At 30.9% G+C, this 15,776-nt stretch carries 13 protein-coding genes; 3 read left to right on the top strand and 10 right to left on the bottom strand.

Annotation, left to right across the window (positions count from 1 at the left end; all coding sequences use genetic code 11):
• Positions 1-46 precede the first annotated feature (46 nt).
• Positions 47-1,333 (bottom strand): fumarylacetoacetase, encoded by a 1,287-nt coding sequence (fahA, locus tag HKP59_RS01200; RefSeq protein WP_291802740.1) that lies wholly within the window; start codon positions 1,331-1,333, stop codon positions 47-49.
• A gap of 114 nt (positions 1,334-1,447) precedes the next feature.
• Between fahA and glyA the strand changes: the two genes are divergently transcribed.
• Positions 1,448-2,722, top strand: coding sequence for a serine hydroxymethyltransferase (gene glyA, locus HKP59_RS01195; protein ID WP_291802738.1), 1,275 nt, complete (start codon positions 1,448-1,450; stop codon positions 2,720-2,722).
• A 233-nt stretch (positions 2,723-2,955) separates the two neighbouring features.
• Positions 2,956-3,666 (top strand): peroxiredoxin, encoded by a 711-nt coding sequence (locus tag HKP59_RS01190; RefSeq protein ID WP_291802736.1) that lies wholly within the window; start codon positions 2,956-2,958, stop codon positions 3,664-3,666.
• A 38-nt stretch (positions 3,667-3,704) separates the two neighbouring features.
• Here the strand turns inward: HKP59_RS01190 and rmuC are convergent, their stop codons facing one another.
• Both rmuC and HKP59_RS01180 read right to left on the bottom strand, forming a co-directional pair.
• Positions 3,705-5,027, bottom strand: coding sequence for a DNA recombination protein RmuC (gene rmuC, locus HKP59_RS01185; protein ID WP_291802735.1), 1,323 nt, complete (start codon positions 5,025-5,027; stop codon positions 3,705-3,707).
• Positions 5,028-5,030: 3 nt separating this feature from the next.
• Entirely contained in the window at positions 5,031-5,630 is a 600-nt protein-coding gene (locus HKP59_RS01180; RefSeq protein ID WP_291802733.1) for a DsrE family protein, read from the bottom strand.
• A 41-nt stretch (positions 5,631-5,671) separates the two neighbouring features.
• Between HKP59_RS01180 and HKP59_RS01175 the strand changes: the two genes are divergently transcribed.
• Positions 5,672-6,211: a 1-acyl-sn-glycerol-3-phosphate acyltransferase gene (locus HKP59_RS01175; RefSeq protein WP_291802732.1), complete on the top strand. Its 540-nt coding sequence runs from the start codon at positions 5,672-5,674 to the stop codon at positions 6,209-6,211.
• Here HKP59_RS01175 and gcvT read toward each other — a convergent pair.
• The 7 genes from gcvT to pepT form a co-directional block, all read right to left on the bottom strand.
• Entirely contained in the window at positions 6,208-7,290 is a 1,083-nt protein-coding gene (gcvT, locus tag HKP59_RS01170; protein ID WP_291802731.1) for a glycine cleavage system aminomethyltransferase GcvT, read from the bottom strand. The two genes, HKP59_RS01175 and gcvT, sit on opposite strands and share 4 nt — an antisense overlap.
• An 81-nt stretch (positions 7,291-7,371) precedes the next feature.
• A complete protein-coding gene (locus tag HKP59_RS01165) occupies positions 7,372-8,502 on the bottom strand; it encodes an aminotransferase class V-fold PLP-dependent enzyme (protein ID WP_291802730.1) in 1,131 nt (376 codons plus the stop codon).
• A gap of 15 nt (positions 8,503-8,517) precedes the next feature.
• Positions 8,518-9,813 carry a threonine synthase gene (gene thrC / locus HKP59_RS01160; RefSeq protein ID WP_291802729.1) on the bottom strand — a complete coding sequence of 432 codons (1,296 nt, stop codon included), beginning with the start codon at positions 9,811-9,813 and terminating at the stop codon, positions 8,518-8,520.
• Positions 9,814-9,817: 4 nt separating this feature from the next.
• Positions 9,818-10,747: a homoserine kinase gene (locus HKP59_RS01155; RefSeq protein ID WP_291802727.1), complete on the bottom strand. Its 930-nt coding sequence runs from the start codon at positions 10,745-10,747 to the stop codon at positions 9,818-9,820.
• 4 nt (positions 10,748-10,751) lie between these two features.
• Positions 10,752-13,196 (bottom strand): bifunctional aspartate kinase/homoserine dehydrogenase I, encoded by a 2,445-nt coding sequence (thrA, locus tag HKP59_RS01150; protein WP_291802725.1) that lies wholly within the window; start codon positions 13,194-13,196, stop codon positions 10,752-10,754.
• A gap of 354 nt (positions 13,197-13,550) precedes the next feature.
• A complete protein-coding gene (gene lysA / locus HKP59_RS01145) occupies positions 13,551-14,759 on the bottom strand; it encodes a diaminopimelate decarboxylase (RefSeq protein WP_291802723.1) in 1,209 nt (402 codons plus the stop codon).
• A 152-nt stretch (positions 14,760-14,911) separates the two neighbouring features.
• Positions 14,912-15,776 (bottom strand): peptidase T (gene pepT, locus HKP59_RS01140; protein WP_291802722.1); only part of this gene is annotated, 865 nt, incomplete at its 5' end.

Here is a 15,776-nt window from a genome sequence, read left to right as displayed (position 1 = left end):
CCTAAAAAATTAATTTCAGGATTTATTACATTGTATTTTATTTACTCTATTTTGGCTTAACTGCCGGTAAAATTTTACCGATACATTTTCCAAATCCAATACTCACTTCATCATTTTTGCAATATCCTTTTAATATAACCTTATCACCATCATTAAAGAATACGCGAGTTGTACCGTCTTTTAAAGTAATTGGTTCTTTACCAGCCCAAGATAGTTCTAACATTGAGCCATAACTATTTTTTGTTGGTCCAGAAATTGTTCCGCTACCCATCATATCTCCTGAGCGAACATTACAACCATTTATTGAATGATGCGCCAATTGTTGCTCCATTGACCAATATAAATACTTGAAATTAGTTTTACATAATTCATTTATATCTCCATTTTCAGTTTCTAAAGTGGCTCTTAATTTAATGTCGAAACTGTTATTAGTAGTTTTTTGATTTAAATAAGAAAGAGGAGTAAGGTCTTGTTTTGGACTTTCACATCTAAATGGTTCAAGAGCATCCATAGTCACTATCCACGGGGAAATTGTTGAAGCAAAATTCTTTCCAAGAAACGGGCCTAAAGGAGCATATTCCCATTTTTGAATATCGCGAGCGCTCCAGTCATTTAATAATACCATTCCAAAAATATATTCTCTTGCCTCATCAATTGATATTGGTTCTCCTAAGTTATTCGCATCTGTAGTTATAAAAGCGGTTTCAACTTCCATATCTAAACTCTTCGTCGGACCAAAAACAGGTGTTTCCTCACCTTTTGGAATGGATTGACCATAAGGTCTTCGAATAGGAGTCCCAGAAACTACAACAGAAGAAGAACGACCGTGATAACCAATTGGCATATGCAACCAATTAGGCATTAGCGCATTATCCTTTCCTCTAAACATCACACCAACATTAGTAGCGTGTTCTTTGCTCGAATAAAAATCGGTATAATCCCCAACGCTAATTGGTAATAACATTTCAACTTCCTCCAAATTGAAAATTATTATTTCTTTATGTTTTTCATTATCTCTTAAACGTGGGTTTTCAGCATCAAAAACTTCAGCAATCTTATTTCTAACCAAACGCCAAGTTTTTCTTCCATCAGAAATAAAATCATTCAGCGAATCTTGCATAAACATATCATCTGTAAGCGGCACATCATCAAAATAGCCTAATTGATGAAAAGCACCTAAATCAATAGCATACTCCCCAATCCTTGTTCCAATAGTAATAATATCATCTTTGGTAATAAATACCCCAAAAGGAATATTTTGAATTGGAAAATCACATCCCTTTTCAACCTTTAACCATGATTTTCTTTTCGGATCATTCGCTTTTATTAACATAGGTATAATTTTTTTGTATCTGTTATTTAATATTCACTTCAAATATATAAGATAATTGTCAAAAGAAAAATGAAATTAGTATTTTTGCATCTAATTTTATAAAAACAAAAAATAATGCAACACGACCAACTTATTTTTGATTTAATTCAGGATGAAAAAGAAAGGCAAACCAACGGTATAGAATTAATTGCTTCAGAGAATTATGTAAGCTATCAGGTTATGGAAGCCACAGGCTCTGTATTAACTAATAAATATGCTGAAGGATATCCTAACAAACGGTATTACGGTGGTTGTGAAGTGGTTGATATTATTGAACAAATTGCAATAGATAGAGCGAAAGAACTTTTTGGAGCAGAATATGTAAATGTGCAGCCGCACTCAGGCTCACAAGCAAATGCGGCTGTTTATCAGGCTGTTTTAAATCCTGGAGATAAAATATTAGGATTTGATTTATCTCACGGTGGACATTTAACTCACGGCTCACCTGTTAACTTTTCAGGAAAATTATATAAAACATCATTTTATGGAGTAGATGAGGAAACTGGAGTTTTGAATTATGATAAAATTCAGGAAACTGCTAAGAAAGAAATGCCTAAACTAATAATTGCAGGTGCTTCAGCCTATTCAAGAGATATAGATTTTAAACGTTTTAGAGTAATAGCAGATTCAGTAGGAGCACTATTATTAGCCGATATTTCTCATCCGGCTGGATTAATTGCAAAAGGGATTTTAAATGACCCTATTCCACATTGTCATTTTGTTACAACTACCACACATAAAACTTTAAGAGGACCTCGTGGTGGAATTATTATGATAGGAAAAGATTTTGACAATCCATTTGGTTTAAAACTAAAAAATGGAAACCTAAAAAAAATGTCAAGTTTAATCAATTCTGCAGTGTTTCCAGGTAATCAAGGAGGACCGTTAGAGCACGTAATTGCTGCAAAAGCTATCGCATTTGGAGAAGCTTTAACTGATGATTTTTTACATTATCAAATCCAAGTTAAAAAAAATGCAGCAGCAATGGCTGAAGCCTTGGTGAATAAAGGATATAAAATTATTTCTGGAGGAACAGACAACCATAGTATGCTCATTGATTTACGAAATAAAAATATTAGTGGAAAAGATGCAGAAAATGCATTGGTAAAAGCAGATATTACGGTAAATAAAAACATGGTTCCTTTTGATGATAAATCACCTTTTGTAACTTCTGGAATTCGAATAGGAACTGCTGCTATAACTACAAGGGGACTTAAAGAAAATGACATGATTACTATCGTTGATTTAATTGATGAAGTAATTAATAATTATGAAGATGAATCAACTTTAAATAGTGTTGCTAAAAAAGCAAATGAGTTAATGTCACATAGGCCGCTTTTCACCTCATAATTTTAAAATTTAAAAAAAACTAAAAATCCCGCTTTTAGCGGGATTTTTTCATTCTACTATTGTGTTAATTGTTGCAATACAAGAGGACAAAAATTTGTACATTTATACATCTTTAATCAATATCAAATTAATCTATGTAGATATTTTAAATATCAATTATAGTTATTAAGTTTACTTAAATTGTTAACATACATTTGTATAAGAAATTTTAAAAACAAATAAAATACTATATTATGGAATCACAACAAGAATTTACATCAATGCCAAGAATAGGGGATAAAGCTCCTGAATTTAAAGCTGTTACAACCCAAGGAGATATCAATTTTCCTGCAGATTATAAAGGAGATTGGGTAATACTATTTAGTCACCCAGCAGATTTTACACCAGTTTGTACTTCTGAATTTATGACGTTTGCCACTATGGAAGACAAATTTGCAAATGCAAATTGTAAACTAGTAGGATTATCAATAGACGGTTTATACAGTCATATTGCTTGGTTACGCTCTATTAAAGAAAAAATTGAATATAAAGGAATGAAAGATGTTGAAGTTAAATTTCCTTTAATTGAAGATATTACAATGGAAGTAGCTAATAAATATGGTATGGTTCAACCAAATGAAGATACTACAAAAGCTGTAAGAGCTGTATTTTTTATTGACCCTGAAGGAATCATTAGAGCAATTATTTATTATCCATTAAGTTTAGGTAGAAATTTCGATGAATTGTATAGAGTTGTGGTTGCATTGCAAGCAGCGGATGAGTTTGGTGTTGCAACACCAGCTGATTGGTATCCTGGAGACGATGTTATAATTGGCCCTGCAGGTTCTTGTGGAACTGCAGAAGATAGAATGACTGGTAAAGAAGATATGGATTGTAAAGATTGGTATTTCTGTACTAAAAAAATTAGCAAAGAAGAAGTTCTCAGCAAAGTTTTAAAAAAGTAAATTATAAATAAAAAAATCCCACTTTTCAGTGGGATTTTTTATTCATTCTCTTCTTGAGCTCTTTCTAAAAGCTTATCGTTAAAATTTTTACTAGATTTAACACCAAGTTTCTTTATACTTTCTACTTTTTTAATCAAATTTCCTTTTCCAGTTAATTTAACCATAGAACTATCATAAGTTCCTTGTACTGTTTTTAACTGATTTCCAACCTTAATTAAATCGTTTGTTAAATTCACAAATTGATCATATAACCTTCCTGCTTGGATGGCAATCTCTAAAGCATTACGTTGCTGTTTCTCGCTATTCCACATAGAGTCAATAGTACGAAGTGTTGCCAAAAGGGTAGTAGGTGTAACAATTACAATGTTTTTTTCAAAAGCTTTATTATAAAGCTGATTGTCAAAATTTAATGCTGCTGCAAAAGCAGGTTCGATAGGAATAAATAATAAAACAAAATCTGGAGATTCTATTTCGTAGATATCTTGATATTTTTTTTCACTTAGTTGTTCAATATGTCGTTTCAATGAATGTACGTGTTCCTTTATATACTGTTCTTTCTCATCTTCATCAACAGCATTTACAAATTGCTCATAGGCCGTTAAAGAAACTTTTGAATCAATAACCATCTTTTTGGAATCTGGTAAATGAATTACAACATCGGGTAAAACTCTTTTTCCTTCATCATTTGTAAAACTTTGCTGTACAAAATATTCCCTGTCTTTTTCAAGTCCAGATTTTTCTAAAACACGTTCTAAAACCAACTCACCCCAATTCCCCTGAATTTTACTATCTCCTTTTAACGCTTTCGTTAAGTTGATGGTTTCTTTACTCATTTGTAAATTTAAATCCTTAAGATTTGATAATTGTTCTTTTAAAGCAGAGTGCATTCCTATACTTTCCTTTTGAGTATCTTCAACTTTCTTCTCAAAAGTTTGAATTTTTTCCTGAAGTGGATTTAATATACTAGTTAAATTCTCCTTATTTTGTTTGGTGAATGTTGCTGATTTTTCTTCTAAGATTTTGTTTGCTAAAATTTCAAAATCTTTTGAAAATTTTTCTTGTAATTTTGTAACTTCAGCTTTATTCTCTTGTAACTTTTCTTCTAAATTTTTAAGCTCAGAAACCTTTTGCGTATATCTTAAATCTAATTCATGTTTTTCATTATTTAAACTATTTTTTTCTTCACTTAACTTATTTATAATGTTATTATTAATTTCTTTTTCCTCAAGTAATAGTTTATATCGAGTTTCTAGTTCCGAAGTTGTTTTTTCATACTTACTTTTTATTAGTAATTTACCTATAAAAAGACCTATTATTAAAGAAATAATAAATAGTATAATACCTATAATATAGTACTCCATAATTTAGTTGAAATTTATAATATTATAACCTTCTGATTGATATTTAATCAATGCAGTTAATGCTGATAGAGCTAATTTAATATTTGATGATTTATCTTCAATTTTAAATCCGCTTGCAATGTAAGATTGTCCGCAAACATATAATTCTACATTTGCATTTTTAAGTTCTTGCAATAATTTACTGTTTGGATTTGAAACTCCAAATTGTTCTTGAAATGCCAACTCATTTATGGTATATTTTGTGGCTGCACCATGAAGTATAACAGCTACTTTCATGTTTTCTAAAAGCACTCCTTGTTGAGCGTGCATATTTAAATAGCGTGCAACTGCATTTAAAAGTGGATTTATACTATTATTTTTTGAATTGTCAGTGTAAATATCAAAAATTACTTTGTACTCTGTCTCGTTATTTAACTGTAAATCAACACTATTAACCTGATATACCTTTCCATACTTTTCAATAATTGGTCCTGTTTTAATTTCAACTTCTTGAGCAAAAATCAAAGAACTCTGAAGAAGTACTACTAAAACCATAAAATATTTTATCATTGTAATTGCTTTTAAATTCAAATTTAAAATTAAGATTTTTATATTTGTTGCCATAGCCAGAGAATTAAAATTAAAGCTGAGTTATTAACAAGCTAATGAAATATTTTTTTCGATTTACAATTTATACCATTTTACGATGGAAAACGGTAGGGTCATTTCCTAAACAATTAAAAAAATATGTGATAATAGCTGCTCCTCATACTCATTGGATAGACTTTCCATTAGCTGTATCAGTTAAATTTGCAGAAGGAGCTCCTATTAATTATATTGGAAAAGCTTCTTTATTTAAACCTCCGTTTGGTTTTATTTTTAGATGGTTAGGTGGTTCTCCAGTAGATAGAACTAAAAGTAACAATAGAGTTGATGGGATAGTAGAAGTTTTTAACAATAATGAAAATTTTATTTTAGCACTATCACCTGAAGGAACTAGAAAAAAAGTTGACAAATGGAAAACAGGCTTTTATTATATCGCAAAAGGAGCTAATGTTCCTATAGTAATGGCTACATTAAACTTTAAAAAGAAAGAAGTTAAAATTTCAGAACCATATTATTTAACTAATGATATGGAAAAAGATTTTAACTTCTTTCATGATTATTTTAAGGGTGTAGTTGGAAAAATACCTGAAAATAGTTAAGCTTTATAAAAAGGCAATCGCACAATAACAGCAGCTAATGCTTTTTTACGAACTTGGATAAAAATTTCAGTACGTCGTTTAGCGTATGAAGTTTTAACATAGCCTAAGCCAATCCCTTTTTTCAGTGAAGGGCTCATAGTACCAGAAGTAACTTCTCCTATAATTTCTCCGTTTTCATTTACAATTTCATAACCGTGGCGAGGAATTCCTTTATCAGTTAATTCAAAAGCAACTAACTTTTTAGTAACTCCTTCTTCTTTTTGCTTTTTAATTTCTTCAGCATTTACAAAATCTTTTGTAAATTTTGTAATCCAGCCTAAACCTGCTTCAATTGGTGATGTCATGTCATTTATATCATTTCCATATAAACAGAATCCCATTTCTAAGCGCAAAGTATCACGTGCTGCTAATCCTATAGGCTTTATGTTAAATTCTTCACCAGCTTTAAAAACAGCATTCCAAACTTGTTCAGCATCTTTATTTTTAATGTATAATTCAAATCCCCCAGAGCCTGTATAACCAGTTGCGGAAACTATTACATTTTCCATTCCAGCAAAAGTTCCTATTTCAAAAGTGTAATACTTCATTTCTGTTAGGTTAATCTTTGTTAAAGATTGAAGTGCCTTCGCAGCAAGAGGACCTTGCACAGCTAGTAATGAAAACTCGTCAGAGCTATTAGTCATTTCTACGCCTAAATCGTTGTGTTGTGAAATCCAATTCCAATCTTTTTGAATATTTGAAGCATTAACAACTAGTAAATATTCTTCACTACTAATTCTATACACCAATAAATCATCAACAATACCACCATCAGCATTTGGTAAACAACTGTATTGCACTTTACCATCTGTTAGTACTGAAGCATCATTTGATGTTACTTTTTGGATTAATGCCAACGCATTTTCGCCTTTCAAATAAAATTCACCCATATGTGAAACATCAAAAACACCAACACTAGTCCTAACGGTTTCATGTTCAATATTTATACCTTCATATTGTACAGGCATATTATAGCCTGCGAATGGTACCATTTTAGCACCTAAAGATTCGTGAATGTGAGTTAAAGCAGTATTTTTCATTTAATAAAATTTTGTTTAGCAAAAGTACTAATAATTCAATAATTCATCGGTAGTATTTTACCTATTTAGCAACTAATTTTATTATTGTAGTACAAGCTTCCAATCTTGTATTAAATCATCAATATTCTCAATACCAACAGAGATTCTTATAAGATTTTCGGGAGTTAAACTATCCATGCCTTCAACTGACTTTCTATGCTCCACTAAACTTTCTACACCACCCAAACTTGTAGCAGTAGCAAAGTATTTTAATTTAGTTGATATGTTAAAGGTTTCTTTTTCAGTTGCTTTAATTAGTATGGAAAGCATGGCTCCAAACCCATTATTAAATTGTTTTTTAGCCAATAAATGCTGTGGATGACTTACTAATCCAGGGTATAGTACTTTTTTAATTTTCGGGTGAGACTCTAAATATTGAGCTAATTTCAAGGCGTTTTCGGCTTGTTTTGAGACCCTTAAATGTAACGTTTGTATTCCACGAGCAATTAGCCAACAATCAAAAGGAGAAGGAACTGCTCCTGATAATACTTGAATAGATTTAAATTTTTCAGCTAATTTATCATCATTTAAAACAACACAACCACCTAAAACGTCACTATGCCCTCCAAAATATTTAGTAGTTGAATGGATTACCATATCGGCACCTAATTCTAAAGGGTTTTGTAAAACTGGAGTCGCCCACGTATTGTCAACGGCACATACTATGTTTTTTTTATGAGCAATTTCTGAAATTGCTTTAATATCACTTATTTTTAATTGTGGATTAGAAGGCGATTCAACCCAAATTAATGAAGTATTAGGTTTAATAGTGCTCTCAACAGCTTTTAAATCACACATATCAACTAAATCATATGTCAAATTCCATTGTTCAAAAACTTCTCTCAATAATTTTTTAATTGTAAAATAAATATCATCAGGTAAAATAATATGATCTCCTGTTTTTAAACTTTGAAAAATAGCACTCACTGCGGCCATACCAGAAGAAAACGCGAATGAATGCTTGCCTCTTTCTAGTTGAGCAATACTATACTCTATAATTTTTCGATTGGGATTTTCGTTTCTTGAATAGATTAAATCGTTATTATAAGTACCATCACTATTTCTTTTATAAGTACTAGAAAGGTATATTGGTGTACTCACAGATTCTATATTAGACATCTGATTTTCAGTACTTTTTATTGCTAAAGTTTCAAATTTTGGTTTCGTTTTCATAAAAGTTTAAAATTTCTATGAAATTAACAAAAACTCTTTTAATTCTTCATAATTTGATATTTTTATAGAAACTTTTTCTTTATCTATTACTTCCTTAATTTGTGCTGGCAACTCTATGGTTTCTTTAATTACAGGTTCAACAACGTCTAAAAACTTAACAGGATGTGCCGTTTCTAAAAATATACCTTGAGCATTATTTTTGGTTAAATACGTCTTCAAGCCCAGATAACCAACAGCCCCATGAGGATCTGCAATATAATTGTAATTTTCTTTTAAATACTTCATTGCCTCTCTAGTTTCATCATCTGTAAAAGAATAGGAGCTAAGGTGTTTTTTTAATTTAGAAATATCATTTTTGTAAATTTCTAAAATTCGCACAAAATTACTAGGATCACCAACGTCCATAGCGTTTGAAATGGTTTGCTTTGAAGGTTTTGGGTTGTAAATTCCTGTTTTTAAATAATTTGGAACAATATCATTTACATTTGTTGAAGCAATAAATTGTTTCACCGGTAAACCTAATTGTTGAGCCATCATACCTGCACAAATATTTCCGAAATTTCCGCTTGGAATGGAAAAAACAACGTCTCTATTTTTATTCTTCAATTGTTTATACGCAAAAAAGAAATAAAACATTTGTGGCAACCAGCGCGCAACGTTAATAGAATTAGCCGATGTTAAATTTTTAATAGAAATTAAATCTGTATCTAAAAACGCTTTTTTTACCATGGCTTGACAATCATCAAAAGTGCCATCAACTTCTAGCGCTGTAATATTTTTACCAAGTGTAGTTAACTGTTTTTCTTGCACTTCACTTACTTTTCCACTAGGGTATAAAATAACCACATCAACACCTTTTACATCTAAAAACCCGCTCGCAACTGCGCCGCCTGTATCACCAGAAGTAGCAACTAAAACAGTTACTTTGGTTGTATTTTCCTGCTTGTTAAAATAACCTAAGCAACGCGCCATAAAACGTGCACCAACATCTTTAAAAGCCATTGTTGGACCGTGAAATAATTCCAGTGTTGAAATGTTTTCATTTATAGTTACAATGGGAAAATCAAAACTAAGTGTTTCTTTAATTATTTCTTTTAATTCTCTCTCTGGAATTTCATCAGCAACAAATTGCTTAATTACTTCATATGCTATTTCTTCATTTGAAAAATAATTAAGATGTTTAAAAAATTCTTTTTCTAATCGTTTAATTTTATTTGGAAAATAAAGCCCTTTATCAGGAGCCAATCCTTTAATTACTGCATCTTTAAACGATACTTTTGGTGCTATTTTGTTTAAACTATAAAAGTCCATAATATTATTTACTATCTAAAATTTTTATTCCTTTTGTATTCACTTTTGAAACATGAATATCATAATCTATACCTACCTTATTGTAAACTAATTTCATTGCATTAGCCACGGATAAAGCGGTTTTTTTTCCTTTACTTAAGGCAAATATTGAAGGTCCTGATCCTGAAATTCCACAACCTAAAGCTCCTGCATTTTTAGCTTCTTGCTTTACACTCTCAAAAGCGGGTATTAAAATTGATCGAATTGGCTCAATAATATAATCTTCCAGTGACCGACCGATTAAATCATAGTCTTCTGTGTATAAACCACTTATTAAACCACCTAAGTTTCCCCATTGCTTAATTGCATCTTTTAAAGGAACCGTAGCTTTTAATATATTTCTAGCATCAGAAGTTTTAATTTCAATTTGAGGATGAATTACAGTAGCATATAACTCTTTAGGAGTATGAATACTCAAAATATCTAGAGGTTCATAACTTCTAACCAATGTAAAACCGCCAAAAAGGGCAGGAGCTACATTGTCTGCATGAGCAACTCCACTCGCCAAACGTTCTCCTTCCATAGCAAATTTAACCAAATCTGTTATAGTAAAAGGTTTTCCCAATAATTCATTCATTGCCCAAACGGCCCCAGCAGAACTAGCAGCACTACTTCCAATTCCACTTCCTGGTTTTATACATTTGTTAATTTCAATTTCAAAGCCAAAATCGCAATTAGCTTTAGTAAGCAAGGCTAGTGCAGCTACTCCAGCGACATTTTTATGCGTTTCTAAAGGTAGATCTTGCCCTAAAATTTTAGTGATTTTAATTCCTTTTTCTGACACTTTTCGTATGGTCATTTCATCACCCACTGTATCGAGCGCCAAACCTAGCACATCAAAGCCACACGAGACATTCGCAATTGTTGCAGGTACAAATATTTTTAATTCGTTCATACTTTTAATTATTTCCTATTCTAATAATATCAGCAAATAAACCAGAAGCCGTAACATCGGCTCCGGCTCCGGCTCCTTTAATTATTAAAGGTTGTTCACTGTATCTATTCGTATAAAATAGCACAATATTATCTTTTCCTTCTAAATTAAAAAATGGATGGTCTGAAGGTATTTCTTGTAATCCCACCTTCGCTTTTCCATTATCAAATTCTGCAACAAATTTTAATCTACAATTGTTCGCTGAAGCATTTTTATATAGATTGTCAAAATGAATTGCTTCCGATTTTAAGGTTTCTAAAAACTCAGAAACGGAAGAAGACTTTAACGAGGATTGTGGTAAAAATGAATTATTTGAGATAGCATCTAACTCTAATTCTGTTCCACTTTCACGCGCTAAAATTAATATTTTTCTCATTACATCAACACCACTTAAATCAATTCTAGGATCAGGTTCTGTATATCCTTCGACACCTGCTTGTTTCACAACTTCATAAAAAGAAGTTTCTGCATTAAAATTATTAAATATAAAGTTTAAACTACCTGATAAAACAGCTTGAATTTTAGTTACTTTATCTCCTGAGGCGATTAAGTTTTTAAGTGTATCAATTATTGGCAATCCCGCTCCCACATTGGTTTCAAATAAAAATGGAGCATCATATTCACGCGCTAATTCTTTTAGATATAGATAATTTGAATAATTAGATGAGCATGCAATTTTATTACAAGTTACAACTGAAACACTTTCCTTTAAATAACTAGCGTATAAACCAGCAATTTGATCATTAGCTGTGTTATCAACAAAAATACTATTCCTAAAATTTAGTTCAGTAACCTTCGTATGAAATAAATCCATATCTAAATTTTCTCCATTATCTAAAGATAATTTCCAATTTTCCAAATCAATTCCATCCTCATTAAACAACATTTTTTTTGAGTTTGTTAAAGCAACCACTCTCAATTGAATTTTTAAGTTTTCGAGTAAATATTCTTGTTGATTCTTAATTTGTAATAATAATTTAGCTCCAACATTACCTACACCAACAACAAATAAATTTAATTGTTTAGTTTGATCTTCAAAAAAGACAGAATGTAAGGTGTTTAGGGCTTTTTTAATGTCTTTGTGAGCAATTACGGCTGAAATATTTTTTTCAGAAGCACCTTGGGCAATTGCTCTTATATTTACATTATTTTTACCTAATGTACTAAACATTTTACCACTAATACCTTGATGACTTTTCATATTGTCACCAACCAATGCAATTATCGCGTTGTTTTTTTCTATTATTAAAGGATCAACTTTACGTTGTTCAATTTCATAACTAAATTCAGTATCAATTGCTAATTTCGCTTTTTCAGTATCCGAATTTTCAATTGCGATACAAATTGAATGTTCTGATGAAGCCTGAGTAATTAACGATACATTAATTTTTTCCTGAGATAGTGAATCAAATAAACGTTTCGAGAACCCAGGAATACCAATCATTCCGCTACCTTCTAAAGTGATTAAGGCCATATTTTCAATATGACTAATGCCTTTAATTGGATTTTTATTTGAAGAAACTTTTGCTATAAAGGTTCCTTCAGCATTAGCATCAAACGTATTTTTAATAACAATAGGAATTTCTTTTTCCAAAACTGGCTGAATAGTAGGAGGATAGAGAACTTTTGCTCCAAAATGTGATAGCTCCATTGCTTCTTGGTATGAAATATCCTTAATTGGAAAAGCTTGTTTTACAATTTTTGGATTTGCAGTATACATTCCACTTACATCTGTCCAAATTTCTAAAATTGACGCCTTTGTTGCTGCGGTAATAAGAGCAGCGGTATAGTCTGAACCTCCTCTTCCTAAAGTAGAGACTTCACCTTTTTCCGTTAGTGCTACAAAACCAGGTAAAACTACAATTGAATGCTCATTCACTTTAAAAAACGATTCAATTAAAACGTTTGTTTTTTCAAAATGAACACTTGCATTTGAGAAATTTTCATTTGTTATTATTAGTTCTTGTGAATTTTTTAAAACTGCGTCCAACTGATTGCTCTTCAAGGCTTCAGCAATAATATAAGATGACAACAGTTCCCCAAAACTTACAATTTTATCAGATGTTTTATTAGATAACTCATTGATTAAAAAAACACCCTCTAAAGTACTTTCCAATTTATTCAATAGATTTTTTACAAAACCTAAAACACTACTTTGATTATTCACAGGTATTAATTCTCGAACAACTTGCAAATGGCGTTCTTCAATTAATTGTAGTTTATTTTTATAGGAAATATTACTATTGCACGCTAAATTTCCAGCTTCTAATAATACATCTGTAATACCTCCAAGTGCTGAAACAACTACAGCAACTTTAGTTGATTTAGAGGCTTCTTTAACTATTTGAATAACTTTATTTATATTTTCTGATGAAGCAACTGAAGAGCCTCCAAATTTTAATACTTTCATATGTTGAGTTTATCTAGTAATTTTTTCTTTATTTTTTTAACATTCCTTGTTTCAATTTCTATTGAAAACGAATATAAATACGGGTAATATGAATAGAAATAAACCCTAAAGGGTAATTGTACATGTAGTAGTTGTAGCAATAACAGCTTTTCGTAAAGTAATTACGATTTTAAAGAAATTATATGGTTTTGTTATTTGCACAAAGCAAAATTAATTATTTTTTTATAAGCACAAAGCTTTTATTTAATTTTTAATGATTATTACAAAAAGAGTAAAAATATCGCTAATAATCGTAGTAATATGATTATTCTATTATGAATATTAAAAACTCCAAATAATATTTGGAGTTTTATTTTAGTCTAAATCTATAAGTACCTGATTTTTTAGTAAATCATCAAATATTTCTTGTTTACGTATTAAATAGTCCTTTCCGTTATAAATTAATACTTCTGCAGGTCTATATCGAGAATTGTAGTTGGATGCCATAGAAAAGCAATATGCACCGGCGTTATTAAAACTCAAAACATCTCCTTCTTTAATTTCACTTATTCTACGGTTCGATCCAAACGTATCTGTTTCACAAATATATCCAACTACAGAATAATAGCGCTCTCTACCGTTTGGATTTGAAATATTTTGAATGTGATGATAAGAATCGTACATCATTGGTCTTCCTAAATGATTAAAACCCGAATCAATACTTGCAAAAACTGTAGAAGTTGTTTGTTTAACAACATTCACATGAGCTAGAAATTTACCTGCTTCACTCACTAAAAACTTACCAGGTTCAAACATTAAGGTTAACTCTTTGCCATACTCTTTGCAGAATAAATTGAATCGTTTTGTTAATTTTTCTCCTAGCTCTTCAATATTCGTAGAAATATCGCCTTCTTTATAAGGAACTTTAAATCCGCTTCCAAAATCAATAAAATCTAAATTTTCAAACTCATTTGCGGTATTAAATAAAATTTCTGTGGCTGCTAAAAATACATCAATATCTAAAATATCAGAACCTGTATGCATATGAATACCATTAATTAGCATTCCTGTATTTTCAACAACACGCTTAATATGAGGGACTTGATGTACTGAAATCCCAAATTTAGAATCTATATGACCAACTGAAATTTTTCTGTTCCCACCAGCCATTATGTGTGGGTTTATGCGAACACATACTGGAGTGGTAGGGTACAAACTTCCAAATTGCTCTAAAATTGAAATGTTATCAATATTTATTTGAACTCCTAGTTTAGCTGCTTGTTCAATTTCTTGTAAAGAAACTCCGTTTGGAGTAAATATAATATCCTCTGGTGAAAACCCAGCTTCTAGTCCTAATTGCAGCTCTTGAATAGAAACCGTGTCAATACCTGAATTTAATTTTTTAAATAACTTTAAAATACTAATGTTAGAATTTGCTTTTACAGCATAGTTCAATTTGAGATTTTTAACGGCGGAAAAAGCCGTTATAATACGATTGTATTGCGAGCTAATTTTTTCAGCATCGTAGACATATAAGGGGCTTCCGTGTTTTTCTGTTAGAGAAACTAGTAATTGGTTATCCATTCATTTTTTTTTGAGTTTTCAAATGTATAAAACTCAAATTGTATTTGAAATATAAAATCATAATATTACAATATTTAACAAGATGTTAAATAATTAAAAAACTCTCTTCAAAATGAAGAGAGTTTTTTAATATCCAAAATAAGAGTAATACTTTATTTCGCTCTTTCGGCAGTAATTTGCGCTATTTTTACAATAACATCAGTCGCAAGTTGTATTGATTCTGCTGCCACATACTCATATCGACCATGAAAATTATGACCGCCTGCAAATATGTTTGGACAAGGCAACCCTTTATAAGATAGTTGGGAACCATCTGTACCACCTCTAATTGCTTTAATAAGAGGTTTAATGTTTAATTGCTTCATTGCTTCTTCAGCAATATCAACAATATGCATTACAGGTTCAATTTTTTCACGCATATTAAAATACTGATCTTTTATTTCAACCTTCACAATATCGCTACCTAACTTTTTATTTAAATCATCCGCTAGTTTTTGAAATTGAGCTTTACGATTTTCAAATAATTGGAAATCGTGATCTCTAATAATATATTGAAGTTCAGTTTTCTCAACCTCACCATTCATAGTATGGAGATGAAAGAATCCCTCATAGCCTTCTGTTTTTTCAGGAACTTCTCCTGCTGGTAAAGACGCAATAAAATCACTTGCGATTAACATTGAGTTAATCATTTTCCCTTTTGCATAACCTGGGTGTACAATTTTTCCATGAATTGTTACAACTGCCCCTGCAGCATTAAAGTTTTCATACTCTAATTCACCCACTTGACTTCCATCCATAGTATAGGCCCAATCCGCTCCAAACTTTTCAACATCAAACATATGAGCTCCTTTTCCAACTTCTTCATCAGGTGTAAAACCTATTCTTATTTTACCGTGTTTAATTTCTGGATGCTTAATTAAATATTCCATAGCAGAAACTATTTCAGTAATTCCAGCTTTGTCATCTGCGCCTAGCAGAGTGGTACCATCAGTAGTTATTAATGTTTGTCCTTTATAC

It is taken from the genome of Lutibacter sp., from assembly GCF_013041805.1.
GTDB lineage: Bacteria > Bacteroidota > Bacteroidia > Flavobacteriales > Flavobacteriaceae > Lutibacter.
Note: the sequence above shows the minus strand (reverse complement) of the source record. Positions and strands in the feature narration are given on the sequence as shown.

What these genes read in the sequence shown, in the direction of transcription:
- fahA (WP_291802740.1), bottom strand. Translation starts at nt 1,333, where the DNA reads ATGTTAATAAAAGCGAATGATCCGAAAAGAAAATCATGGTTAAAGGTT.
- glyA (WP_291802738.1), top strand. Translation starts at nt 1,448, where the DNA reads ATGCAACACGACCAACTTATTTTTGATTTAATTCAGGATGAAAAAGAA.
- HKP59_RS01190 (WP_291802736.1), top strand. Translation starts at nt 2,956, where the DNA reads ATGGAATCACAACAAGAATTTACATCAATGCCAAGAATAGGGGATAAA.
- rmuC (WP_291802735.1), bottom strand. Translation starts at nt 5,027, where the DNA reads ATGGAGTACTATATTATAGGTATTATACTATTTATTATTTCTTTAATA.
- HKP59_RS01180 (WP_291802733.1), bottom strand. Translation starts at nt 5,630, where the DNA reads ATGGCAACAAATATAAAAATCTTAATTTTAAATTTGAATTTAAAAGCA.
- HKP59_RS01175 (WP_291802732.1), top strand. Translation starts at nt 5,672, where the DNA reads ATGAAATATTTTTTTCGATTTACAATTTATACCATTTTACGATGGAAA.
- gcvT (WP_291802731.1), bottom strand. Translation starts at nt 7,290, where the DNA reads ATGAAAAATACTGCTTTAACTCACATTCACGAATCTTTAGGTGCTAAA.
- HKP59_RS01165 (WP_291802730.1), bottom strand. Translation starts at nt 8,502, where the DNA reads ATGAAAACGAAACCAAAATTTGAAACTTTAGCAATAAAAAGTACTGAA.
- thrC (WP_291802729.1), bottom strand. Translation starts at nt 9,813, where the DNA reads ATGGACTTTTATAGTTTAAACAAAATAGCACCAAAAGTATCGTTTAAA.
- HKP59_RS01155 (WP_291802727.1), bottom strand. Translation starts at nt 10,747, where the DNA reads ATGAACGAATTAAAAATATTTGTACCTGCAACAATTGCGAATGTCTCG.
- thrA (WP_291802725.1), bottom strand. Translation starts at nt 13,196, where the DNA reads ATGAAAGTATTAAAATTTGGAGGCTCTTCAGTTGCTTCATCAGAAAAT.
- lysA (WP_291802723.1), bottom strand. Translation starts at nt 14,759, where the DNA reads ATGGATAACCAATTACTAGTTTCTCTAACAGAAAAACACGGAAGCCCC.